1 protein-coding gene is annotated in these 613 nt (G+C 23.4%); it reads right to left on the reverse strand.

Features of this window, described 5'->3' with window-relative positions:
• A partial coding sequence (locus EHV01_RS06380; protein WP_422066724.1) for a hypothetical protein occupies positions 1-613 on the reverse strand: 613 nt, incomplete at both ends.

The following is a 613-nucleotide window of genomic DNA, read 5'->3' on the forward strand; positions in this document are numbered from 1 at the left end:
WTATATTTACCATCTTGTTTATCAATATAATCTTTATTTAAATCACTATCTTTAATACCATCTGATGGAATATCACCACTTTGTTTTGCTTTTCAGACATTATCTTTATAATAAATCGTGTTATTATCAAAAGGAACAATAAATTTAATATATTCATTATAATCAATTTTAGAAAAATCATTAATATTTGGATAAGTTATATTAATTGAATTATCAGTTTGTACTCGTTCTTTTAATCAAAATAATAATGTTGGATAAAAAGTTTTTTTACTAATATGCTTATATTCTTCTTCTCATGAATGAGCATAATTATCTAAACTATAATTATAAGGTCTAGATACTGTTTTACTAGATATAATATCAATTATTTCACCAGCTAATTTTAAAGCATTTTTAACATCACGAGTAATATTTTCATTTGCCTCAGGGTCATTAGTTTGTGAATAAGCAACTCCACCTTGGGAAAATGAAGCACTACCAGTTAAATCATTAACACCTTTTGGTAAATATCAATTTATAACTGCTAATAAACAAGCAGATTGAATATAACTTAATCATTTATCATATTCAATTAAACCAGTATTATCTTTTTTTACTCATGGAAATTTTTTTA

The organism is Spiroplasma sp. hy2, assembly GCF_044714365.1.
In the GTDB taxonomy this organism is placed as follows: domain Bacteria; phylum Bacillota_I; class Bacilli_A; order Mycoplasmatales; family Mycoplasmataceae; genus Spiroplasma; species Spiroplasma phoeniceum.